The sequence below is a fragment of the Corynebacterium spheniscorum genome, assembly GCF_900113445.1.
Lineage (GTDB): Bacteria > Actinomycetota > Actinomycetes > Mycobacteriales > Mycobacteriaceae > Corynebacterium > Corynebacterium spheniscorum.
Genome location: NZ_FOPJ01000003.1, coordinates 188,145 through 212,158, shown reverse-complemented (window position 1 = coordinate 212,158; position 24,014 = coordinate 188,145). Strand labels below are relative to the sequence as shown.

Sequence of the window (24,014 nt, the reverse complement as noted above, 5' to 3'; positions counted from 1 at the left end):
TGACATGCTCGTCGCCGCCCTCGTGCTCGCCTTCATCGGCTTCTTGCTCCTGGTTGCCAGCATCTACACCGGGAAAATCATCTTCACCTTCGCGCTCATCGCCGTGGTGATCGTGGGCCTGATCTTGGTGCTCATCGATATGATCCGCGGGCGCGGGCGGCGCAGCTAGCGGGGTGCTTTAAGGTTTTTGCACCACTAGCGATATAATGCAGCACAGCATGCGCAATGATCTTGGCCATCACCAGGGGAGTGCTCCGGAAGAACAGCTACGGCCTAGTAGAACCGGACGGGTAGGGACCGTCATCTCCTTTTCATGACAACGAAGCGGGGTTGCCACGGCAACCCAAGCAGGGTGGTACCGCGTCTTTAGGCGTCCCTGCAGAACCTCATGAGAAGGAGATTATTTTTATGTCCAAAGACAATGTCGGTGGCGTCTATCCCCGCAAAGACCTCTCCGGCGGATCCACTCGCTTCCCGGAAATGGAAATCCCGGTCCTGAAGTACTGGGAAGAAGATAAAACCTTCCAAGCCTCCATCGACCAACGCGAAGGCGCCGAAGAATATATCTTCTACGATGGCCCGCCCTTCGCCAATGGTCTGCCGCACTATGGGCACCTGCTCACCGGCTACGTCAAGGACATCATCCCGCGTTATCGCACCATGCGCGGCAACCGCGTGCCCCGCGTCTTCGGCTGGGACTGCCACGGCCTACCCGCCGAACTTGAAGCCGAAAAGCAGCTCGGCATTAAAGACAAGGGCGAAATCCAAGAAATGGGTTTGGCGAAGTTCAATGAATACTGCGCCGAATCGGTGCTGCGCTACACCCAGGAATGGAAAGAATATGTCACCCGTCAGGCCCGCTGGGTGGACTTCGATAATGGCTATAAGACCATGGACCTGGACTTCATGGAGTCCGTCATGTGGGCCTTCAAGCAGCTCTATGACAAGGGCCTGATCTACCAAGGCTTCCGCGTGCTGCCTTATTCCTGGGCCGAGCACACGCCGCTGAGTAACCAAGAAACCCGCCTGGACGACTCCTATAAGATGCGCCAGGACCCCACCTTGACGGTCACCATGCCCATCGTTGGGGCAGATGAGGATTCCGCTGGTGCCAGCACCCTCGCAGCGCACCCGGAATTACAAGAAGCCGCCGCCATCGCCTGGACCACCACGCCCTGGACGCTGCCCTCCAACCTGGCGCTCGCCGTCAACCCTGAGGTCAGCTACGTGCTGGTGAAGGTAGGGGAGAAGGGCGCCGCTGACTTTGTGGGCGCCTCGCTATTGCTCGCCGAACCCCTGGTGGGCGCCTACGCCAAGGAATTGGGCAAGGACCATGAGGTGCTGGCCACCTTCACCGGCAAGGAACTCGAAGGCCTGCGCTACACCCCGGTCTTCGACTACTTCGCTGATCAGCCCAATGCTTTCCGCATCCTGCTGGCGGACTATGTCACCACCGAAGATGGCACCGGCGTGGTGCACCAAGCCCCCGCCTTCGGTGAAGACGATATGTTCATCTGCCAGGAAAACAATATTGAGCTGGTCATCCCCGTGGATATGGATGGCAAGTTCACCTCGCAGGTGCCGGAATATGAAGGCCAGCTTGTCTTCGACGCCAATAAAGACATCATCCGCGACCTCAAAGCCAAGGGCCGCGTGCTGCGCCACCAAACCATCGAGCACTCCTACCCGCACTCCTGGCGCTCCGGGGAACCGCTGATCTACATGGCGCTGCCCAGCTGGTTCGTGGCAGTCACCAAGTTCCGCGACCGCATGGTGGAACTCAACCAAGAGATCACCTGGATGCCGGAACATATCCGCGATGGCCAATTCGGTAAATGGCTCGAAGGTGCCCGCGATTGGAATATTTCCCGTAACCGCTATTGGGGTTCGCCCATCCCGGTGTGGGTTTCCGATAATGATGAGTACCCGCGCGTTGATGTGTATGGCTCGCTTGATGAACTCGAGCGCGACTTCGGGGTACGCCCCACCTCCTTGCACCGCCCGGAGATCGACGAACTGACCCGCCCCAACCCGGATGACCCCACCGGGAAATCCACCATGCGCCGCGTGCCGGAGGTCCTGGACTGCTGGTTTGAATCCGGCTCCATGCCCTTTGCCCAAAAGCACTATCCCTTTGAGAACAAGGAATGGTTCGACACGCACTCGCCGGCGGACTTCATCGTGGAGTACATCGGCCAATCCCGCGGCTGGTTCTACACCCTGCATGTGCTAGCCACCGCGCTCTTTGATCGCCCCGCCTTCAAGGAAGTTGTAGCCCACGGCATTGTGCTGGGCTCCGATGGCCTGAAGATGAGTAAGTCCAAGGGCAACTACCCGAATGTCAATGAGGTCTTCGACCGCGATGGTTCCGATGCCATGCGATGGTTCCTCATGAGCTCGCCCATCCTGCGCGGCGGCAACCTCATCGTCACCGAGCAGGGCATCCGCGAAGGTGTGCGCCAAGCGCTGCTGCCCATGTGGAATGCTTATAGCTTCTTGAAGCTCTACTCGGCTAAGGAAGCCACCTGGTCCACTGATTCCGAGCATGTGCTGGACCGCTATATCCTCGCCAAGCTGCATGACTTGGTCAAGGGTGTGCGCGAAAGCCTCGACCACACCGATATTGCTTCAGCCTGTGACCAGGTGCGCTGGTTCTGCGATGCGCTCACCAACTGGTATGTGCGCCGCTCCCGCGATCGCTTCTGGGCCGGTGATAGCGAGCACCCGGAGGCCTTCAACACCCTTTATACGGTGCTAGAAACCCTCACCCGCGTTGCCGCCCCGCTGCTGCCCTTCATCACCGAAGTGATCTGGACCGGGCTTACCGGTGGGCGCTCCGTGCACCTAGCTGACTACCCAGAAGCCAGCGACTTTCCCGAAGACGCTGAACTGGTCTCCGCCATGGATGCGGTGCGCGCGGTCTGCTCCTCGGCCAGCTCCGTACGCAAGGCCCACACCCTGCGCAATCGCCTGCCACTACCCAAGCTCACCGTCGCACTGGCTGATTCCGCGGCACTCAAGCCCTTCGTGGATATCATCCGCGAAGAGGTCAATGTCAAGGAAGTCCTACTCACCGATGATGTGGACTCGGTTGGCTCCTTCGATGTGGTGGTCAACGCCAAGGTTGCCGGCCCCCGCCTGGGCAAGGATGTCCAACGCGCCATTAAGGCCGTTAAGGCCGGCAACTATGAGCGCCAGGGCGAACTCGTGATCGCCGATGGCATTGAACTCCAACCGGAGGAATATAGCGACCGCCTGGTTGCCGCTGACCCGGATTCCACCGCCCGCATTGATGGCCTCGATGGCCTGGTGGTGTTGGATATGACCCTCACTGAGGAACTCGAAGCCGAAGGCTGGGCCGCCGATGTGATCCGGGGCCTGCAGGATGCCCGCAAGGCCGCTGACCTGGAGGTGTCCGACCGCATTGCAGTGAAGCTTAGCGTTCCAGAAGACAAGCTGGAGTGGGCCACCCGCCACCGCGATCTCATCGCCGGGGAAGTGCTCGCCACCTCCATGGATATCAGCACCGACGCACTGCCCGAAGGCACCGAAGTGCTCAAGGGCGTGAACGCCACGGTAGAGAAGAACAGCAAGAACGAAGGTTAAATGAACCGTTGGGCACCGCTGCTGATGATGCTCGCGGGCGTCTCGGTATATACCGGGGCGGCCCTTGCCATCGGCCTGTTCAATGTTGCACCACCCTCCTTAGTGGCGTGGTTACGCATCGCCACCGCAGCGGTGCTCATGGTGATTATCCTGCGCCCACACCCACGCTACTGGTTGGGACGTAGCGGAGCCACCGCCTGCCTCTTCGGGATAGCAACCTTAGCGATGAACCTCACCTTCTATGAGGCCATCGCGCGTATCCCGCTGGGCACCGCCGTGGCCATCGAGTTTTTCGGACCAGTTGCCGTAGCCGCCATTGGTGCGACTGGGTTCCGGCGCCGCATCGCCCCCATCATTGCCTTTATTGGGGTGGTGATTATCTCCGGCGCCACCTGGGCCACCTCGCATACCGGGGTGTTGCTCGCTTGTCTGACCGCCTTCTTCTGGGCCTGCTATGTCATCCTCGGGGCCAAAGTCTCTGCCTCCGCCAAAGTCGGCCTCCCAGTGGCCATGAGCTGGGCCGCCATCCTCTTCCTGCCACTAGCCATCTGGTGGTGGCCCGCCGATATCAGCCCGGTACTTGATGTCTACCCAGGCTTCATCGCCGCCTTCCCGCAGCTGGCACACCCCTGGCTACTGCTTATCGGCATGGCCTTTTGCCTCGGCATTCTCTCGGCCATTATCCCCTATACCTCGGACCAAATTATCCTCAAAATGGCTGGTCCAGCGGCTTTCTCCCTACTCCTGGCGCTCTCCCCGGTGATGGCAGCGATTATGGATACCATCTTGTTCCACCACATCCCTTCCATCTGGGAATTCCTCGGCATTGCCTTGGTGGTCTTCGCCGTCGCCCTCGGCAGCGACTTCACGCCACGAAGGCCACGCACCCCAAAAACAACCCGCCGAACCCGCCGCACCCCAAAAACAACCCGCTGCAAGCAGTTGCAATGATTGACCACACCTCCCCACGCTGGGTGCTGCACATCGACATGGATGCCTTCTACGCCTCCTGCGAGCAGCTCACCCGCCCCACCCTCAAAGGCCGCCCCGTGCTGGTGGCCGGGGTCTCCGGGCGTGGGGTAGTGGCCGGTGCTAGCTACGAGGCCCGCGCTTTCGGCGCGCACTCCGCCATGCCCACGCACCGCGCCGCCCGCCTCATTGGCTACTCCGCGGTGTTGGTCGCCCCGCGCCGCATTATCTACACCACCGCCTCGCGCCGCGTCTTCCAGGTCATCGAAGAACACGTCGGCTTGGTGGAAAAACTCTCCATCGACGAAGGCTTTATGGAACCTGCGGAACTAGCCGGCGCCAAAGCCAGCGAGGTGCACGCCTGGGCAGAGCAGCTGCGCAGCGCTATCCGCGAGGAAACCGGACTGCCAGCCTCCATTGGTGCGGGTGCCGGCAAACAATACGCCAAAATCTCCAGCGGCCTGGCTAAACCCGATGGCGTCTTCGTCATGCCACCCCAAGAACACCAGGCCCTCCTGAACCCCTTAAACGTCAATAAACTGTGGGGCGTGGGCCCGGTCACCGAATCCAAGCTGCACCAACTCGGTGTAGAAACCATTGGTGACCTCGCCGAACTCAATGAAAAAGACGTCCGTATCCTCCTTGGCGACACCATTGGCCCCTCGCTTCACCAACTCGCCCGCGGACTGGATGAACGCTCCGTCGCTCCACGCGCCATCGCCAAATCCGTGGGCGCTGAACACACCTACCCCCAAGACCTCCTGGCCCGCGCGGATGTCGATACCGCTCTGGAACGTTCCTTTAAGGATGCGCACCGTCGCCTCCGCCGCGATGGCCGAGGTGCCCGCACCGTATCGGTGAAACTCCGCATGAGCGACTTCCACATCGAGTCCCGCTCTTTCACCCTTCCCTATGCCACCGACGATCCCGAAACCCTCAAAGCCACCGCGTTCCGTCTGCTGCGTTACCCCGATGAGGTCGGCCCCATTCGCCTGGTAGGGGTGTCTTTCTCCGGCTTGGAATCTGCTCGCCAGGATGTTCTTTTCCCGGAACTCGACCAGCTCGCCCAACCTGCCGGCCCCAGCAATAATGACTATGAGGTGGGGGTCTCCGATGGCACTCTGATTGACCGCGTGGACCGCGAGGAATCCCGCATTTTCGGCCCCAAGCCGCGCTGGACCGCCACCCAGGATGTCCACCACCCCGAACATGGCCACGGTTGGGTCCAAGGCGCTGGCCGCGGCGTGGTCACCATCCGTTTCGAAACCCGCACCACCGGCCCCGGCCGCGCCCGCACTTTCCCCGCCGATGACCCCGCCCTCCGCGAGGCCGACCCCCTCGATAGCCTCGATTGGGATGAGTGGCTAGCGCAGAACTGAAAACACCTCCCGCGGCCTCGCCCCTGCAGCCAGCGCGGCAATCAAGAGCATGCGTGCTTGCGCGGGCTTTAAAGCTCCACTCGAGATCGTTCCCTCGCGTTGCAATTGCGCACCCCCGCCGGCTCCTCCGTAGGTTGCCCGCACGCTCCCGCGACACACGCGAGTAGAAATCACCACCGGTATCCCCACACTCAAGGCATAGCGCACCCCAGCAGCTAATTGCGGGCCCATATTCCCAGCACCTAAAGCCGCAATCACCACACCACCCACGCCACGGGCAATTGCATCGAGTATCAGCTCTTTAGGTGCGCCCGGCCAGGCATAAATGATCTCCACATTCGGTGCATCCGCTAATTGCGCCTCCGCTAAAAGAGGCAGCTCACCGGCATCTTCACCAGCAAAACCCTGCAGCTCATCGGTATGCACCTTGTGCGCCCCCACCGCATTAATTATCTGCCCACCAAAAGCAATACACACCCCATGGTGGCTGCGTGCCACCTCAATGGCCTGAGCCAAATTGGGGGGCCCATCACTTTCTGGATGATCCCAATGCCGTTGGGCACCAGTTAGCACCACGGGGCGCTCATCATGGTGGAAAGCCGCCAAAGCCATGGCCGTATCTTCCATGGAATCGGTGCCATGAGTAATCACCACCCCAGCTACCTCAGGATCAGCCAACTCCTCTTTAATCGCAGCGCGGATCCCATCAATATCCCGCAAACTCATCGCGGAAGAATCGAGCAGCGATAATTCCCTCACCTTCACCCCCTCATGCCCAGCAGCTAATTGGGTACCAGAAAGAGTGGGCTTTAAATCCCCACGGGCATCAGCAGTGCAGGCAATGGTGCCGCCAGTGGTTATTAAAACGATCTGTGGAGGAGTCATAAAAAAAGAGTGCCACAAAACAGCACAATAGTGTCACCTGAGTTCGCGACTGATCGTTATCAAGGTGTAACATTCTGGGATTAGGTTTAGACACTGAGGAGATATGTTGAAGCTGTCCCACACCCTAACGGCCACCGGCGTTGCCGCCGTGCTCGCGCTGAGCTTAAGCGCCTGCGGTAATGATGCGGACAAAGATTCGGCCACCACCTCCAGCACCACCACGAGCACCTCCACCAGCGTGGCCGCCCCGGTCGCCACCCTGCCCACCGCCGATGACCTCAACCAGGTCCTCGCCAAGGCCACTGACCCCAACCTCCCGGTTGAAGAAAAGGTCAAGAGCGTGCAATCCGGGGAAACCGCACCGGAACTCTTTGAGACCATGACGGCCTCCAAGCAAGAATCCGGCGCCGATTTTCAGGTCGTTGACCCCGTGCTCCCCGGCTACACCCCAGATTCCGTGCTGGCCAAGGTGAATTTCACCCTCCCGGATCGCCCCGCACAGGCCGCCGATAACGTGGAGTTCATCTATCAAGACGGCATGTGGAAGCTCTCCCAATCCTGGGCCTGCACGCTGATCACCAACACCGTGCCCCCGGAGCAAGTACCGGCCATGTGCACCGAAGGTGGCGCCCCCGCACCTGCTGAAGAGGCACCGGTTGCACCACCTGCTGAAGAAGCCCCCGCCCAATAACCTTCTTTAGCTTTCCGCACGCGCGCTGAGAGTCATCATCTTGGCCCGCGGGCGGCCGCGCCAGCGGCGGCGAATCCAACGATCATGGGTTGCCAACACCACCGTGCCCGGGAAATCATCCAAAGCCTTTTCCAACTCCTCCGCCAACGCTAAGGAGAGATGATTGGTGGGTTCATCCAGCAGCAAAATATCTGGCGGGGAAGCCAAAATAATGCCCAAAGACACGCGGCGCCGCTGCCCCAAAGATAAACGCTCCAAGGGCAAGTCGGCAGTCTCTTTGCTCATCAAGCCCATCGTCACCAGATCCGGCACACCAGCGGGGGTGTGGGCCTCAAAAATTTCCGCCGCAGTCAAGCTCAGATCATCCCAGGCATCATCCTGATTCAGCTTAGAGATCGTTACCTCCTCCGGAATCCGAATCTCTCCAGAATCAGGTTCCACCTGCCCATTAATCACCTGCAGCAGCGTAGATTTACCCGAACCATTCGGGCCCTCAATCAACCACTGTTCACCGGGTTGCACCTTCAGCGTCAAGGGATCTAAACGATCCTGCACCGAAATGCGGCGCGCGTGAATCGCCGGTTCTCCCAAAGAACTGAGCTTGCTGTGCTCCGGGATCCCATGGAAACGCAGCCGCCCAGGTGGCGCCGGAAGAGCATTACGCTCCAAATCTTCCAGCCGATTACGCGCCGAACGCAAGCGATTGCCTAAGGTTTTCGCCGCACGATCAGCATGGAACTTCTTACTCGCCCCAGTATCACCCTTGGATTCATGATGATGGAACACATCATCTTCGGTTACCGAAGCCTGGTTTGCGAGCCGGCGGCGTTCTTGTTCCTGTGCGTTATATAGCTCCTGCCAGCGGGTGCGTACTTTCTCGCGATAACGCAGGTATTCACTAAAGGACCCGGAAAACACCGTACCTTGTTTGGTGTCCATACCATGGCCACCTTCTTCACCCAGACCAGCATCCAAATCAACTAATTGATCCGCCACCGAATCAAGGAAGAAACGGTCGTGGCTAGCGACCAACACCGGGCCACTAAAGTTCTTCAACTCCTCAATCAAGAAGTCCACGCCCTCATCATCAAGATGGTTCGTCGGTTCATCCAAAACCAAGGCATCAACCGGGCGCAACAATAAGGCAGCCAGCGCAAAACGACGCCGCTGACCACCCGACATTTCCCCTAAAGGGGTGCTGAGATCAACATCGGCCAATCCCAACCCAGCCAACACCGTGGCGATTCGGGAATCTAACTCCCACACCCCAGATTCCTGGGCACGCGCCAATGCCTGATCAAAACGCACCGCCGATTTTTCTTCATCCAAATGCGCCGAAAGCTCAGTGATCTGCTTTTCAATGGCACGTAGCTCCGCCACCGCATCATCAATGAGCCGTTTCGCTGGTTCAGAGAAGGGCAGCTGAACTTCCTGCGCAATAAACCCGGTGATCGGTGGGGTAGTGATCTCCCCAACATCCGGCTCGAGGGTGCCGGCAATCAAACTGAGCAAAGTGGATTTACCAGAACCATTTTCACCGATCAGACCGGTGACACGCCCTGCGGGAACCGCAAAGGTGACGTCAGTGAGTACCCGGTGATCAGGGTAAGAAAAACTCACCGCGTCCAGCTTGATGTGGTGAGCAGACTGTGTACTCATTCGGGGCGCACGACTCCTAAGACGGTGGGGGTGAGATCAGTGATTTCTTCATCTCATAGTTTAAAGTGTCGCTGCAGCGGTGTGCGTTTCCTGGCCTTCGTGGGGGAAGATAGGGAACGTGACTTTGAAACAGCGCAGCTTCCTAACCACCTTCGCACTGCTAGGCCTCGGGGTCGTAGCCATCGACCAAGCAAGCAAAGCCCTGGTCCTTAATACCCTTAGCGAAGGGGAGATCCTCCCCATCATCGGTGATTGGTTCCGCTTCAAACTCCTCTTCAACCCAGGCGCCGCATTCTCCTTCGGTACCAGCTACACCTGGGTATTTACCTGCATCCAAATAATCTTCATCCTGGGTGCAACCCTGGCGGCCCGAAAACTCAAAGACCCCTGGCAGATCTGTGCGCTCGCCCTGGTCGCCGGAGGAGCTGCCGGTAACCTCCTTGACCGGCTCTTCCGCGCACCCGCCTTCTTCATCGGACATGTCGTAGATTTCATCTCGGTCGGCTCCTTCGCTGTTTTCAATCTCGCCGACTCCGCCATCACCTGCGGTGTGGTGCTCTACATCCTGGCGGTACTCACCGAATACCGCCGCGGCTACCAGGAGGTGTCAGCATGAGTCGGGAAATCAGGCAACTACCAGTGCCCGAAGGACTCGAAGGACTCCGCGCTGATGCTGCCTTAGCGAAACTTCTTGGTATCTCCCGTACCCGCGCAGCCGATCTCGCCGAAGATGGCGATGTCCTCATCGACGGCCAAGCAATCGGTAAATCCGAGCGCCTGCGCGCCGGGACCTGGCTATTAGTCACCCTCCCAGAGGTAGAACAATCCCTCACCCCAGTAGCCGAGCACGTCGAAGGAATGGACATTCTCTATTCCGATGCTGACCTGGTGGCGGTAAATAAACCCGTCGGTGTGGCCGCACACCCCACCGTCGGATGGGATGGGCCCACCGTCATCGGCGGGCTCGCAGCCGCTGGGTTTAGGATCTCCACTTCTGGGCCTCCGGAACGCAAAGGCATTGTGCAGCGCCTTGATGTTGGCACCTCCGGGGTGATGGTGGTGGCCTGCTCCGAGCGCGGCTATACCGCCTTAAAACGAGCCTTTAAAGAACGCACCGTCACCAAGACCTACCACGCCCTAGTCCAGGGCCACCCCGATCCCTTTAGCGGCACCATTGAGGCACCCATCGGAAGGCACCCTTCAGCAGGCTGGCGCTTTGCCGTCACCACTGATGGCAAACACGCGGTGACGCACTATGAAACCATCGAAGCCTTCCGCGAAGCCACCTTATTAAAGGTGCATCTTGAAACCGGACGCACCCACCAAATCCGTGTGCATATGTCTGCTATCCACCATCCATGCTGTGGGGACCCGATGTATGGCTCCGACCCGCAGCTAGCTGAACGCCTCGGATTGATCCGCCAATGGTTACACGCCGTAGAACTGGGCTTCCATCACCCAGAAGATGGCCGCTGGATGGAAATCACCGCGCCTTATCCCGATGACCTTGCACACGCTTTGGAGGTCCTCAAACAATGAAGCAAATGAAGAACACCCTGGCGGCGTTGCTAGTACTTGCCGTCCTGGCCGCTGGCTTTGCTTGGTTGGCCCAAGACGACCGCGTTTCTAAACCCATGCACACCAACGGTGATGTGGTGGGCCCAGACCTGCACGAAAGCGCCCAAGACTACCAAGCCCGCACCCAAGAAACCCTCGATCAGGCACCAGCTGATGAGCCCGGCTATGCACTTATCGCTTTTCGTCAACCCATGGATGCTGAAGCTGCCGGGAAGACCCTCGAATCTTTGAAGCGCGTCAATGCCATTGTTCCGGCTAATGCCGCGCCAATCCCATTGCCTGAACCCACTGAAGGTGTTTCGCGAGGCCAGGTCCTGGAACGGGAGTGGGCGCGCGTGGGGTTAGAACCCCCAGCCCAGATCGAAGCACTCATGGTTTATGACACCGGGGATGCCTTGCGGGCACTGGCTACAAGCCCCGATGTTTTCAGCATTGAGGTGCTCGCCCCGGATGCTGCCTGGGGTCGCTTCGGCATTCGCCCACCTGCCCGCGCGGGGCTCCCCAGCGTGCCCTAAAGCGGCCTACAGTTAAAGAAGATACGCACCTTATTTTCTGCAGAAAGGCTTGAGCACCACCGTGCTACAAGGACATTCCTTAGCAATTATCGGTTGTGGCCACGTGGGCAGCTATGTCCTCACCGAAGCCATGGCCTCCGGACTTTTCGCCAAAGTCGTGGTCGTCGACAAAGATAGCTCCGTCGCCTATGGCGAAGCTCTCGACCACCACCACGGCACCGGCGCCCCCGCTCGCCGCAACACCACCGTCATCGACGGCAACTATGAAGACTGCCGCGATATCGACCTCACCATTATCGCCGCCGGGCCTTCCATGCTTCCCACCGAAGGAGAAGAGCGCCCGGACCGCGCTGCCTTAGCACCACACAATGCCGAGGTGATTCGCCAAGTGATGGGGGATCTCTCGAAGGTTGCTCCCGACGCCATCGTCATTGTCATCACCAACCCCTTAGACACCATGGCGCATATCGCAGCCACGGAATTCGGTTACCCCGAAGGTCGCGTATTTGGCACCGGCACCATGCTGGATTCCTCTCGCATGCGCCGACTCATCGCCGATCGCCACAATATTGACCCCGCCAGTGTCCAAGGATTCATGGTCGGCGAGCATGGGCTATCTGCAGTGCCGGCCTTAAGTTGCGTGAGCGTCGCCGGCTTTAGCAATGATCAGCTCGGCGAAGCCTTTGGTGGGCAACCCTATGAGCTTGAAGAGCTCGCCGATGCGGTTGTCGGAGCAGCCTACGAAGTCTTCAATGGCAAGGGCTGGACCAACGCCGGTATCGCTAAATCCGCCATTGAATTAGCTACCTGCGTGCTTCTTGATGAACGCAGCGTCTACTCAGTATCGCTACCGCTTAACGGACTTTTTGGCATTGATGATGTGAGCTTGTCTTTGCCCTGTGTGATTGGTGCCAACGGGGTAGAAGCACGCCTTGAGCCGCCACTTAATGAAACCGAAATCACCAAGCTTCATGAATCTGCCGACGCTATCCGCGATGCCATGCGCAAAGCGAAAGTAGGGAATTTCGCATGAGTCAACACAGCACCCCGGATTGGGTAAGCCACCTAATTGGCTGGCATATTTACCCACTCGGTTTTTGCGGCGCACCCACCCGCGGTGACCATGCCTGGGTAGATAAGCACGATGAAGATGGTGCTGAGAGAGTCACGCACCGCCTGCGCCACCTCTTAGCCTGGCTGGACTATGTCCAAGAACTCGGCTTCAACGCCATCCAATTAGGCCCGATCTTCGACTCTGCCTCCCACGGCTATGACACCGTCGACTTCTTCCGTATCGACCCACGCCTAGGCGATGAAGAAGACTTCTTGGCCTTTACCCGCGCCGCACATGAACGTGGCATCAAGGTGCTCGCTGATGGTGTGTTCAACCATGTCTCTGAACACCACCCCAGCTTCATCCGGGCTTTGGAAGATCAGAACTGCGAAGAAGCACAACTCTTCCGCATCGACTACGCGCAGGACCCGCCGCAGGCAGAATGCTTTGAAGGCCATGGTGCGCTGGTTAACCTCAACCACGATTCCCCTGAGGTCGCTAAGCACATTAGCGAAGTGATGATCTACTGGGGCTATCGCGGCATTGACGGGTGGCGCTTAGATGCCGCCTATGCGGTGCCCCCGGTTTTTTGGTCCAAGGTGCTGCCGCAGGTTCGCGATGAACACCCTGAAGTCTTCGTCTACGGCGAAGTCATTCATGGTGATTACGCCGCCATCGCTGAAGAATCCGGCATGGATTCGGTGACCCAATATGAGCTGTGGAAAGCCCTGTGGTCCTCCCTGAAGGAAAAGAATTTTTTCGAACTTCAGTGGAACTTAGACCGCCACAACGCCTTCCTCGACTCCTTTGTCCCGGTGACTTTCATCGGCAACCATGACGTCACCCGCATCGCCACCCAGATTGGCGCAGAAAAGGCGCTATTGGCAGCGGTAGTGCTTTTTACCGTCGGTGGTGTCCCGCTGGTGTACTACGGCGATGAACAGGGCTATACCGGGCTGAAAGAAGAACGCGAAGGCGGGGACGATCAAATCCGTCCCGCGATGCCTGACTCCCCGGAGGAGCTTTCCCCGCTAGGCGAGCATGCGTGCCGCATCTATCACCAACTCATTGCCCTGCGCCGAACCTACCCCTGGCTGCATATTGCGCGTACCGAGATTGATGTGCTGGAAAATGAGCACCTTGTCTATCGCAGCATCAACCAAGAAGGTGAAGGCCACCTACAGGTGGAATTGGATATTCGCGACACCCCGCGCGCGGTGGTACGCGATGCCACCGGTACAGAGATTCTGAGCATCTCCTAATGGGTTGCTGGTGGCGGGGGAGTAGGTTGCTCCGCCACCGCACCGGTATCGCGGCGCCGCCGGCGTTTTTCTCCTCGCCTCTGTAAAAACAGGTCAAAGAGGAAGATGACCACCGCGGTCCAAATAATCACAAAGCCCACCCAGCGGGCTGGTTCAACCTGCTCGTGGTTAATAAATAGCGCCCACAGCATCTGGATACTCGGGGTCATATACTGCAGCATGCCGATGGTCGCCAAGGGCAAAAGCTTCGCGCCCTTGCCGAAGAAGAGCAGCGGCAACGCAGTCACCACACCAGAAGAAATCAGCAGCACAGTGTGGTCAACACCTTCGCTTAAGAAGGTGCTTTCCCCGGTATAGCTCAGATACCCCAGATAGGCCACGGCCACTGGGGAAATAATCAGGGTTTCGGCAGTTAAACTTGCCGTCGCGGATACCGCCACCTGTTTCTTGATCAGCCCATAGAAACCAAAACTAAAGGCCAAAGCCAAGCCAATAAGTGGGGGATGGCCAGCTAAGAAGGTCAGCAACAACACTGCGACCGTGGCGATACCAACCGATGTTAATTGCAAGGGGCGGAGACGTTCACGTAGGAACACCATCCCCAACACCACACTGACCAGTGGGTTCATAAAGTATCCGAGGGCAGCGTCAGCAACGTGGGTGGAGTTGACCGCAATCACATAGATCAACCAGTTAATCGACACCACCGCACCGGCAGTACCCATACGCAGCCAGGCTCCCAGGGAGGCTTCCCGGAGCTCCCGCCAACCACCGCGGCTAAAGCTCAACACAATAATCATGACCACAGCGGTCCACACCACACGGTGCGCAAGAATCTCCAGCGGACTAGCTGGAAGCAACAGCGGGAAATATGCCGGGAATAGACCCCACATAAGATACGCAAGGACGCCATAGATCATGTCGTATCAATCTAGTGCGCCCCTACCTACCAGCTTTCAACTGGGGCTCATGGCTCTGTGGAAGCACGCGCGCTATGCTTGCCCATCATGGGCGGCTCATCTTTCGTACACCTGCATAATCACACCGAATACTCCATGCTCGACGGCATGGCCAAGATCGACATGATGGCGGAGGAAGTCCTCCGCCAGGGCATGCCTGCAGTGGGAATCACCGACCACGGCAATATGTTTGGCTCCAATGCCTTCTACCGCAAGATGAAAGAATGCGGCATCAAACCCATCATCGGTATTGAGGCCTATATCGCCCCCGAAAGCCGCTTCAATAAACAACGCGTGCGCTGGGGTGAGCCGCACCAAAAATCCGATGACGTTTCAGCCTCCGGTGCCTACCTGCACCAAACCATGCTCGCTGAAAACGCCACCGGGCTGCACAACCTCTTCTATCTCTCCTCCATGGCCAGCTATGAAGGCCAACTCGGCAAATGGCCGCGCATGGATGCCGAGCTGATTGCCGAACACGCCGAAGGCATTATCGGCACCACCGGTTGCCCTTCCGGAGATGTCCAAACCCGCCTGCGCCTTGGCCAATTCAATGAGGCCCTCGAAGCCGCCGCCATGTGGCAGGACATTTATGGCAAGGACAATTATTTCCTCGAACTCATGGACCATGGCCTGCATATTGAGCAGCGCGTCCGCAATGAGCTCCTAGAAATCGGCAAGAAACTCAACCTCCCGCCGGTGGTCACCAATGACTGCCACTATGTGCTGGAATCCCAGGCCAAAGCCCACGAAGCGATGCTGTGTGTGCAGACCGGTAAAACCCTGCACGATACCGACCGCTTCAAATTCGACGGCACCGGTTACTACCTCAAAACCGCCGAGCAGATGCGCGAGATCTGGGACAACATGGTCCCCAAGGGTTGCGATAACACCCTGTGGATCGCCGAGCGCGTCGGCGACTATGACGAAATCTGGGAATCGCACCCACATGACCGCATGCCAATCGCGGATGTGCCAGAAGGCCACACCCCCACCAGTTGGCTACACCACCAGGTGATGGAAGGCCTCCAAGAGCGCTTCCCCGGCCAGGAAGTCCCACAGGACTATATTGATCGCGCCGAATATGAGATCTCCGTGATCGATATGAAGGGTTATCCCTCCTACTTCCTCATCGTGGCCGAGCTCATCAAACACGCCCGCTCGGTGGGCATCCGCGTTGGGCCGGGCCGTGGCTCAGCCGCTGGTGCCCTGGTGGCCTACGCCCTTACGATCACCAATATCGATCCCATGGAATATGGGTTGCTCTTCGAACGTTTCTTGAACCCCGAGCGCCCCTCCGCACCCGATATTGATATAGACTTCGACGATCGCCGGCGTGGTGAAATGATCCGCTATGCCGCGGACCGTTGGGGTGAAGACAAGATCGCCCAGGTGATCACCTTCGGCACCGTGAAAACCAAGCAGGCGCTCAAGGACTCCGCACGCGTGCAATTCGGGCAACCCGGCTACCAAATCGCGGATCGCATCACCAAGGCTTTGCCCCCGGCGATTATGGCTAAAGACATTCCGCTTTCCGGCATCATGGATCCCGAACACGAGCGCTACGCCGAAGCCGGTGAGGTCCGCAACCTCATTGAAACCGACCCCGACGTGCAACGCATCTATGAAACCGCACTCGGCCTAGAAGGCGTGGTCCGCCAAGCCGGTGTGCACGCCTGCGCGGTGATTATGGCGTCGGTGCCGCTGCTTAACCACATCCCCATGTGGAAGCGCCCCAATGACGGTGCCTTGATCACCGGCTGGGATTACCCAGCTTGTGAAGCTATCGGTCTGCTAAAGATGGACTTCCTGGGGCTTCGTAACCTCACCGTCATTGGTGACGCCCTGGAAAATATTAAGAAGAACCGCGGCATTGATCTGGACCTGGAAAATCTTTCCGTCGAAGATGAGGAAACCTACCAGCTGCTGTCCCGCGGTGAAACCCTTGGTGTTTTCCAGCTGGACTCCGGCGGTATGCAGGACCTGCTGAAACGCATGCGCCCCACCGGCTTCAATGACATTGTTGCCGCCTTGGCGCTTTACCGCCCAGGTCCGATGGGTGTGAAAGCCCACGAGGCTTACGCGGATCGTAAGAATGGCCGTAAACCCATTGAAGGTATCCACCCGGAACTTGAGGAACCGCTACGCGAAATCCTCGATGAAACCTATGGCCTGATCGTGTACCAGGAGCAGATCATGAAGATCTCTCAAAAGGTTGCGAACTACACCGCCGGCCAAGCAGATGGTTTCCGTAAAGCTATGGGTAAGAAGAAACCCGAAGTACTGGAAAAGGAATACGCCACCTTCGAAGCCGGCATGGTGTCTAATGGCTTCTCCAAGGACGCCATTAAAACCCTGTGGGATACGATCCTGCCCTTCGCGGGCTACGCGTTTAATAAGTCGCACGCCGCCGGCTATGGCCTGGTCTCCTTCTGGACCGCCTACCTCAAGGCACACTATGCGCCTGAATACATGGCAGCCTTGCTGACCTCAGTGGCTGATAACAAGGATAAATCCGCTCTCTACCTGGCAGATTGCCGTCACCTAGGAATCCGGGTGCTCAGCCCGGATGTCAATGAATCCGAACAGGACTTCATGGCCGTGGGCTCGGATATCCGCTTCGGTTTAGGCGCTATCCGCAATGTCGGTGCCGATGTGGTCAGCTCCATTGTGGCTACCCGTAAAGAAAAGGGCAGTTTCCGCGACTTCACGGACTACCTTGACAAGATCGACACCGCACCGTGCTCCAAGCGGGTAACCGAATCCCTCATTAAAGCCGGGGCTTTTGATTCCATGAATCACCCACGCAAGGGGCTCATGCTGATCCACGAAGATGCCGTGGACGCGGTGATTGCCACCAAGAAGGCCGCCGATAAGGGGCAATTCGATCTCTTCGCCGCTTTCGGTGGGGAAGAGGAAGAAAGTGCTGCGGTCTTTAATGTCGATATCCCTGATGCCACCTGGGATCGCAAACATGAGCTCGCTCTCGAAAGAGAAATGCTGGGACTCTATGTTTCCGGACACCCACTCGATGGCTTCGGCGAAGCCTTGGAAGCCCAAACGGATACGCCTTTAACCAAGGTGATCTCTGGGGAACTGCCTGATAAAACCGAAATCACCATCGGCGGCATTATCTCCGGTGTGGACCGCCGCTTCTCTAAGAAGGATGGTTCCCCCTGGGCGATTGTCACCATCGAGGACCACAACGGCGCCCAGGTGGAATTGCTGGTCTTCAACAAGGTGTATGCCCTGGTCAGCTCCCTGATCGTGGAAGACAATATTGTGCTGGTCAAAGCCCATGTCTCCATCCGTGATGAACGCACCAGCCTCTTCTGCGATGACATGCGGGTACCGGATCTAGGACCCGGTGGCGGCAATGGGGTACCACTGCGTCTGACCATGCGCACGGATCAATGCTCACCGCAAAACATTGCACGCTTAAAGTCCGTGCTGGTGGCCAATAAGGGCGAGTCGGATGTGTATCTGCGACTTACCCACGGTGAGGATTCCACCGTCATGATCTTGGGTGAACACCTCAGGGTTGATCGCTCTGGCGGCATCCTTGGTGACCTCAAGGCCACCATGGGCCCAGGTATTTTAGGTTAGTTAGCAGCCGGGGTGCTTGTCGGGGCTTGTACAGCTGCGGAGCTAAAACGGTCCGCATAACGCTGCGCGAAAGCCTCAGCAAGCACCTGGGAGCGCGCATAGAGCTCCTCACGTGGCGTATCGACGGCTAGCTGCTTGATCACCCCATAGGGTTCGCCATAGAGGTTCTCCCACCCTTGTCGCGCCGGCAAAGTGAAATTGCGCTGCACAATATCCTGGCCCTCATCAGAAAGCATGAAATCCACAAAGGCCTTCGCCGCCTCCGGATTATCACTATTCTTCGCCACCGCTAAGGCATGCGGGCTCACCACTGAACCACCATCCGGGATGATGGTGTCCAAGGGGCTCCCCCCAGGATGCGGCAGCCGACCTTCATAATCTGGCAACCCCAGTGCAATGCTGCGCTCTTCGCTCAGCACATCATTAAGCGCTTGGAAATCTGAGCCCACCACACGCATCTTCCCGCCGGAAAGCTGGTCGAAGAACTCCCAGAACTTCTCCTCACCCCACTCATCAGCCATGCTTGCCAATAGCATCGCGGTCATGGAATCACGACGCGGATCCACCATCACGATGCGCTGAAAATACTCCGGACGATCCACCAAGTGCTGCCAGTCCCCAGGAATCGTAGGCAAGGTGCTATAGGCCACGAGCAGCGAAGCGATGCTGGCATCGCGCGCCACCAGGGGGCCTTCGCTAAACCCTTCACGGAGTTTGCTCCCGGGGTGTAACTCCACTTTGTCCCACAGCTCATTAAATTGCGCTGCGGCACCCCAATCATCCAAGTAGATCAGGTCCATATCCCCCAAGCGGGCTGCTTCGAGATCATCCACAATCCGCGCCACCGTGGTATCCCGCAGATTCACCTTCACCCCACTGATTTCGGTGAAGCGCTTGGCTAAAGCCTCATTTAATTGGGTACTCCCAGATGCCCAAAAATCAATCTCACCACTAAGCCCCTCTGGTGCTTTCCAGGGGTTGGCTTCTGCTTTTTCACCCCGAACACTCACATCCGGGTAGGGCGGGGCAGTGCGCAGCGTTGATTCACTAGCGCAGCCCGAAAGCCCTAAAGCAGTGGCCACTGCTAAGCCAAGAACACCGAGTCGCAAGAAGCGCGGAGAGAGCTTGGGCTGGGTCATCCTGGACAAATCGTCACATTCCTTCATGCACGTGAGGGTGCGGGTTGTGCGTTGAGGCTGAAATCAATCGGTTTAAGTTTAGGTCAGCGCAGCTAAGCCCAGGCCACCAACACACTCCTTCCATCTCACTTGGTGGGATGATTATGACTATCTTTGTCCCCCACGTGAGATTAAAGGTAGGCCTTCTGCTTAGCGCTTACACCCTTAGCGACTAGAATCTTCAGACCATGACCTTCAGCGGATCTTCTAGCCCGGACCTTGACCAGCTCCATGATGATTTCGTTCCCGTGCGCGCTGCCGATATTCAGCTCGCACAGGCTCGAATTTCTGCGGTCATTGCTCCCACCCCGCTGCAACGCTGTCCCCGGCTTTGCGAGGCCACCGGCGCTGAGGTGTACCTCAAACGCGAAGATCTCCAAGACGTACGCAGCTACAAGATCCGTGGCGCCTATAACGCGGTGTCCCAACTCACCGAAGAACAACGCACCGCCGGTATTGTTGCCGCATCTGCCGGCAACCACGCCCAAGGCGTGGCCTACGCTTGCCGCACCCTCGGCATCCAGGGGAAAATCTTTGTTCCTTCCCGCACCCCTAAGCAAAAACGCGACCGCATCCGCGTCCATGGTGGCGACATGGTGGAACTGGTTGTCACCGGCGATAGCTTCGACGAAGCTGCCGCGGCAGCACGCGCAGATGCCGCCGAACGTGGCGCCACTGTGGTGGAACCTTTTGATTCCCTCGATACCGTCGTAGGCCAGGGCACTGTTGCCGCAGAAATCCTGAGCCAACTGACAGGCATGGGTAAATCCCTCGATACGGTTGTTGTGCCCAGCGGTGGCTCCGGTCTGCTGTCCGGCGTGATCAGCTACGTGGCCGATATGTCGCCACATACCCGCGTCGTCGCGGTGGAACCCAAGGGCGCACCCTCTTTGCAAGCAGCCTTAGATGCTGGCCACCCGGTCACCTTAGATTCGGTGGATAGCTTCGTTGATGGCGCTGCCGTTAAGCGCACCGGTGATGTGAACTTTGAGATCATCTCCCATAACACCGAGCGCCTTAAGGTGCTGAATGTTTCCGAAGGTGCGGTATGCACCGAGTTGCTGGCGCTTTACCAAAATGAGGGCATCATCGCTGAGCCTGCCGGTGCTCTTTCGGTCACCGGCCTAGAAAGGCTGGAATTCGAGCCTGGTGAGGTAGTGGTCTGCATTATCTCCGGTGGCAATAACGATGTGCTCCGCTACTCCGAGATCATGGAGCGCTCTTTGGTGCACCGCGGCCTCAAGCACTACTTCTTGGTGAACTTCCCCCAAAAACCAGGGCAGCTGCGCCACTTCCTTACTGACGTGCTTGGCCCGGATGATGACATAACGCTCTTTGAGTACCTCAAGCGCAATAACCGCGAAACCGGTACTGCACTGGTCGGTGTGGAGCTTCGTCATGCTGAGGATCTTCAAACCCTGCTGAAGTCCATGGATGATTCACCCTTGGATGCCCGTCAGCTCAAGCCGGGCACCCCGGAGTATGAATTCATTGTCTCCGGGGTCTAACTTCGCCCCATCTACGGCCTCAGCAGCGCAAAGGACCACGGCCCTAATACCGTGCCCTCAGCTGCCACCTGCACCTTCTCCGGGGTGAAGCTATATATCAGCTCACCACCATAAGGCAGCTCCTGCTTTTCCCCGGAAAGGTTCGCCACCAGGCGGATATCCTCAAACCCATAGGCAACCCAGCCGCGCTTCGCGGCTGGGTCCTGCTGCCCAATATCCACCTGGAACTCACTCATCCGCGGCCGCGTTAAATTCAATTGTTTACGCAAGCGGATCAAATGCCGATACGCCCGCAGGATCTCCACCTGCTCCGGTTCAAAATCCCACACCAACTTCGCCGACTCAAAGGTCTGCGCACACGCGGGGTCCGGCACCTCATCCTGGGACCACCCGGAGTGCCGAAACTCCCGGAAACGCCCCTCCCGGGTCGCCTCATTCAGGCCCTCATCCCCATGGGAACAAAAGAAGGGGAAAGGTGTTTTCGCCCCAAACTCTTCACCCATAAAAAGCATCGGGGTATAAGGCGAACACAACACCAGTGCTGCTTTGAGCACCTGCTTCTCAGCACTTAAATTCTGGCTCGGGCGATCCCCCTTCGCGCGATTCCCCGTCTGATCATGGGTCGTCGTATAGGTCACCAGGCGATAGGCGGGGGTCAACTCGCGATTAATCCGGCGCCCATGCCGGCGCCCACGATACGTCGAGTAATTCCCACTAAATAAAAACCCTTCACGCAGCGTTTTCTCCAACACCCCGAGGCTGCCAAAATCCGCGTAGTAGGCGTGGTGCTCCCCAGACACCAAGGTGTGAATCGCATGGTGAATATCATCCACCCACTGCCCGGCCAAGCCATATCCACCAGCTTCACGGGCACTAATTAAGCGCGGATCATTCAGGTCCGATTCCGCAATCACAATGCGCTGCACCCCAGTTGCGGCACCTACTTCCTCAGCAATCAGCTCAATTTCTTCCATAATGGAATACGCCCCGGTGTCCACGAAGGCATGCACCGCATCCAGGCGCAACCCATCAATGTGGTAGTCCTCAAACCACATCCGCACCGCATCCAAAATATATGCGCGCACTTCATCAGATTGCGGCCCGCACATATTCACCACCTCACCCCACCCGGTGGAACCTCCAGCGGTATAGGGCCCAAACATGCCCACATAATTTCCATCGGGGCCGAAGTGGTTATACACCACATCCACAATCACACCCATACCAGCGGCATGCGCGGCATCCACCAGGCGCTTTAACCCAGCCGGCCCACCATAGGCGGCATGCACCGCATGCCAACCCACCCCGTCATAACCCCAATTCCTTTTCCCACCAAAGGGGTTAATGGGCATCAGTTGAATCGAGGTCACCCCAATATCTCGCAAATAGCTCAGCTTCTGCGCCACCCCATCAAAGGTCCCGGCCTCACTAAAAGTCCCCACATGGAGCTCATAAAGGATCTGCCCAGCCAACGCCCGCCCGGTCCAATCCTGGTCTCGCCACACATGCTTATCCGCCGGGATCTGGCTTAACCCATGCGGCCCATCCGGTTGGGCTAAAGACCGTGGATCCGGCAGCGTTTTGGACCACTGCCCATCCTCACCTTGAATCTGAAACCCATAGCGCAGCCCAGGGCTTGCCGGCACCTCTGATCGCCACCAATCGCCTGCCCCACGGGTCATCGGATAGGTGTTGTCACCTCCAGCACCCCGGGTAATCAGGCGTAGGTCATGGGCATAGGGTGCCCACACGGATATCAGTGGTGGCTGTTGAGTGTCCATAAACCCCAGGGTAGGGGGCCAAGAACTATTCAGCTAGCTACCAGGCACCAAGTAGCATGGTTAAACATGTATGAATTGCCGCGCGCCGATGACATCGTGCAAACCGAATGGGAGATTAAACGCTCCCGGTTTATTAGCTTCATTAGCCGCGTGCGCAATGAAGAAGAAGCCCGGCAATTCATTAGCGACATTAAACACGCCTACCCAGATGCCCGCCACCATTGCAGCGCCTATCTATATCACGTCGATAATTCCAACCCCGTGGAACGCTCCAGCGATGATGGCGAACCTTCCGGTACGGCAGGCGCCCCCATTTTGGATGTTCTCCGCGGCTCCGGAATGCTCGATATCGCCTGTGTTGTGGTGCGTTACTTTGGGGGAATCAAATTAGGTGCCGGCGGATTAGTACACGCCTATTCGCATTCCGCGTCCCTGGCGTTAGCGGAAGTTAAGCGCATGCAGCGTTCCCGCCAACAATTAATTGCGGTGGAATTACCACCTGCGGATGCCGGCCGCACCGAATCCCAATTACGCGCCAAAGGCTTCCACGTGCACGATATCGCCTATGGCCAACAGGTCACCTTAACTTTGGCGGTGGATCCCAAAAAGGAAGAATCCCTCATCGCGCAGCTCGCAGCGCTTACCGCCGGGGCGGCAAAACCCAAGCGCGCCGGGGAGTCCTGGGTGGAGAGCCCCGCCCCCTAAATTCCCAACCTATACTGTGCCCTATGAGCATCCAGCCCTATCCGCGTAACCCCATCGAAAAACGCAAAGCCGAGGTCCGCCGTTATTCCCGCAATGCCGTAGCCTCCGTGGGCGGCGGTGTCGCACTCGCCCTGGCTGGATTTGTGCTTTTCCACAGCAGCTTCGTGATTGTCCTTGGGTTCCTCCTCGCCGTTATTGGCGGCGGCATGAACGCCCTGAAGGTCAAAAAAATCGTTGATCACAAGGACAATTACTAGCCCGCCATGGCAGCACCAACTCCCAGCACCGCTAGTGTGCGCATCGACGTGTGGGTGTGGGCAGTTCGCCTAATCAAAACCCGTTCCCTCGCCGCCGAGGCCTGCCGCGCCGGGCATGTGAAGATCAATGGTGAGCGCGTGAAACCTTCCCAGCAGGTGGTGCCGGGGGATCGCGTGCGGGTGTGGGTCAATCACCGCGAGCTGGATGTTGAGGTCACCGGCACCGTCAAGAAGCGGGTGGGCGCTGCGATTGCTACAACCTGTTATATCGACCATTCCCCGCCGCCACCCCCGAAGGAGATTCTCGCCTCCATTCCGCGGCGTGATCCAGGTGCTGGGCGCCCAACAAAGCGCGACCGCCGCGAGCTAGAAAAGCTGCGGGGTCGCGTGCGCTAGGATCGTGGGGGCTTTACCCGAGATCG

Annotated in this window: 20 protein-coding genes; 15 read left to right on the top strand and 5 right to left on the bottom strand. The window is 58.1% G+C overall.

Features of this window, described 5'->3' with window-relative positions; all coding sequences use genetic code 11:
• The first annotated feature begins 4 nt into the window (after nucleotides 1–4).
• From BMZ01_RS11120 to BMZ01_RS03770, 4 genes are all read left to right on the top strand, one after another.
• Nucleotides 5–169 carry a hypothetical protein gene (locus BMZ01_RS11120; RefSeq protein ID WP_177180045.1) on the top strand — a complete coding sequence of 55 codons (165 nt, stop codon included), beginning with the start codon at nucleotides 5–7 and terminating at the stop codon, nucleotides 167–169.
• Between the two features lie 239 nt (nucleotides 170–408).
• Complete coding sequence (gene ileS / locus BMZ01_RS03780; protein WP_092284572.1) at nucleotides 409–3,606, top strand: isoleucine--tRNA ligase; 3,198 nt, start codon at nucleotides 409–411, stop codon at nucleotides 3,604–3,606.
• The gene (locus BMZ01_RS03775; RefSeq protein ID WP_223845866.1) at nucleotides 3,607–4,557 is read left to right on the top strand and encodes an EamA family transporter; all 951 of its coding nucleotides are present in this window, start codon (nucleotides 3,607–3,609) and stop codon (nucleotides 4,555–4,557) included. It abuts the gene before it with no gap.
• Nucleotides 4,554–5,954, top strand: a complete 1,401-nt coding sequence (locus BMZ01_RS03770; RefSeq protein WP_092284570.1) for a DNA polymerase IV — start codon at nucleotides 4,554–4,556, stop codon at nucleotides 5,952–5,954. Before BMZ01_RS03775 ends, BMZ01_RS03770 begins: the two co-directional genes overlap by 4 nt.
• Here the strand turns inward: BMZ01_RS03770 and BMZ01_RS03765 are convergent.
• On the bottom strand, nucleotides 5,940–6,839 hold the full coding sequence (locus BMZ01_RS03765; protein ID WP_092284568.1) for an asparaginase: 900 nt from the start codon (nucleotides 6,837–6,839) through the stop codon (nucleotides 5,940–5,942). The two genes, BMZ01_RS03770 and BMZ01_RS03765, sit on opposite strands and share 15 nt — an antisense overlap.
• A gap of 106 nt (nucleotides 6,840–6,945) precedes the next feature.
• On the opposite strand from BMZ01_RS03765, the gene BMZ01_RS03760 reads away from it, so the two are divergent.
• Nucleotides 6,946–7,530: a WKL family lipoprotein gene (locus BMZ01_RS03760; protein ID WP_395890767.1), complete on the top strand. Its 585-nt coding sequence runs from the start codon at nucleotides 6,946–6,948 to the stop codon at nucleotides 7,528–7,530.
• Between the two features lie 6 nt (nucleotides 7,531–7,536).
• Here BMZ01_RS03760 and BMZ01_RS03755 read toward each other — a convergent pair whose 3' ends face one another.
• Nucleotides 7,537–9,189: an ABC-F family ATP-binding cassette domain-containing protein gene (locus BMZ01_RS03755; protein WP_092284564.1), complete on the bottom strand. Its 1,653-nt coding sequence runs from the start codon at nucleotides 9,187–9,189 to the stop codon at nucleotides 7,537–7,539.
• A gap of 118 nt (nucleotides 9,190–9,307) precedes the next feature.
• On the opposite strand from BMZ01_RS03755, the gene lspA reads away from it, so the two are divergent.
• The 5 genes from lspA to BMZ01_RS03730 all read left to right on the top strand — a co-directional run bounded on the left by lspA (nucleotide 9,308) and on the right by BMZ01_RS03730 (nucleotide 13,598).
• Nucleotides 9,308–9,805 (top strand): signal peptidase II, encoded by a 498-nt coding sequence (lspA, locus tag BMZ01_RS03750; protein ID WP_395890762.1) that lies wholly within the window; start codon nucleotides 9,308–9,310, stop codon nucleotides 9,803–9,805.
• Nucleotides 9,802–10,728, top strand: coding sequence for an RluA family pseudouridine synthase (locus BMZ01_RS03745; RefSeq protein ID WP_092284562.1), 927 nt, complete (start codon nucleotides 9,802–9,804; stop codon nucleotides 10,726–10,728). The genes lspA and BMZ01_RS03745 overlap by 4 nt, the downstream gene beginning before the upstream one ends.
• Before the next feature lie 5 nt (nucleotides 10,729–10,733).
• Nucleotides 10,734–11,282, top strand: coding sequence for a hypothetical protein (locus BMZ01_RS03740; protein ID WP_177180044.1), 549 nt, complete (start codon nucleotides 10,734–10,736; stop codon nucleotides 11,280–11,282).
• A gap of 61 nt (nucleotides 11,283–11,343) precedes the next feature.
• Nucleotides 11,344–12,315, top strand: coding sequence for a lactate/malate family dehydrogenase (locus BMZ01_RS03735; protein ID WP_092284729.1), 972 nt, complete (start codon nucleotides 11,344–11,346; stop codon nucleotides 12,313–12,315).
• The gene (locus tag BMZ01_RS03730; RefSeq protein WP_092284558.1) at nucleotides 12,312–13,598 is read left to right on the top strand and encodes an alpha-amylase family protein; all 1,287 of its coding nucleotides are present in this window, start codon (nucleotides 12,312–12,314) and stop codon (nucleotides 13,596–13,598) included. Before BMZ01_RS03735 ends, BMZ01_RS03730 begins: the two co-directional genes overlap by 4 nt.
• On the opposite strand, the gene rarD is transcribed toward BMZ01_RS03730, so the two are convergent.
• Nucleotides 13,595–14,518, bottom strand: coding sequence for an EamA family transporter RarD (gene rarD, locus BMZ01_RS03725; RefSeq protein ID WP_092284556.1), 924 nt, complete (start codon nucleotides 14,516–14,518; stop codon nucleotides 13,595–13,597). The genes BMZ01_RS03730 and rarD overlap by 4 nt on opposite strands.
• Before the next feature lie 87 nt (nucleotides 14,519–14,605).
• Here rarD and dnaE point away from each other — a divergent pair, with 87 nt between their 5' ends.
• Complete coding sequence (dnaE, locus tag BMZ01_RS03720) at nucleotides 14,606–18,163, top strand: DNA polymerase III subunit alpha (RefSeq protein WP_092284727.1); 3,558 nt, start codon at nucleotides 14,606–14,608, stop codon at nucleotides 18,161–18,163.
• On the opposite strand, the gene BMZ01_RS03715 is transcribed toward dnaE, so the two are convergent.
• Nucleotides 18,160–19,302: an ABC transporter substrate-binding protein gene (locus tag BMZ01_RS03715; protein WP_177180043.1), complete on the bottom strand. Its 1,143-nt coding sequence runs from the start codon at nucleotides 19,300–19,302 to the stop codon at nucleotides 18,160–18,162. The genes dnaE and BMZ01_RS03715 overlap by 4 nt on opposite strands.
• Before the next feature lie 227 nt (nucleotides 19,303–19,529).
• Here BMZ01_RS03715 and ilvA point away from each other — a divergent pair, with 227 nt between their 5' ends.
• The gene (ilvA, locus tag BMZ01_RS03710) at nucleotides 19,530–20,849 is read left to right on the top strand and encodes a threonine ammonia-lyase IlvA (protein ID WP_092284552.1); all 1,320 of its coding nucleotides are present in this window, start codon (nucleotides 19,530–19,532) and stop codon (nucleotides 20,847–20,849) included.
• An 11-nt stretch (nucleotides 20,850–20,860) separates the two neighbouring features.
• On the opposite strand, the gene treZ is transcribed toward ilvA, so the two are convergent.
• Nucleotides 20,861–22,630: a malto-oligosyltrehalose trehalohydrolase gene (gene treZ / locus BMZ01_RS03705; protein WP_092284550.1), complete on the bottom strand. Its 1,770-nt coding sequence runs from the start codon at nucleotides 22,628–22,630 to the stop codon at nucleotides 20,861–20,863.
• A gap of 66 nt (nucleotides 22,631–22,696) precedes the next feature.
• Here treZ and BMZ01_RS03700 point away from each other — a divergent pair, with 66 nt between their 5' ends.
• Genes BMZ01_RS03700 through BMZ01_RS03690 form a run of 3 tightly spaced genes read left to right on the top strand, consistent with a single transcriptional unit; the run spans nucleotide 22,697 to nucleotide 23,988 of the window.
• The gene (locus tag BMZ01_RS03700; RefSeq protein ID WP_092284548.1) at nucleotides 22,697–23,335 is read left to right on the top strand and encodes a YigZ family protein; all 639 of its coding nucleotides are present in this window, start codon (nucleotides 22,697–22,699) and stop codon (nucleotides 23,333–23,335) included.
• 23 nt (nucleotides 23,336–23,358) lie between these two features.
• Nucleotides 23,359–23,592 (top strand): hypothetical protein, encoded by a 234-nt coding sequence (locus BMZ01_RS03695; RefSeq protein WP_092284546.1) that lies wholly within the window; start codon nucleotides 23,359–23,361, stop codon nucleotides 23,590–23,592.
• A gap of 6 nt (nucleotides 23,593–23,598) precedes the next feature.
• Nucleotides 23,599–23,988 carry an RNA-binding S4 domain-containing protein gene (locus tag BMZ01_RS03690; protein WP_092284544.1) on the top strand — a complete coding sequence of 130 codons (390 nt, stop codon included), beginning with the start codon at nucleotides 23,599–23,601 and terminating at the stop codon, nucleotides 23,986–23,988.
• The last annotated feature ends 26 nt before the right edge of the window (nucleotides 23,989–24,014 follow it).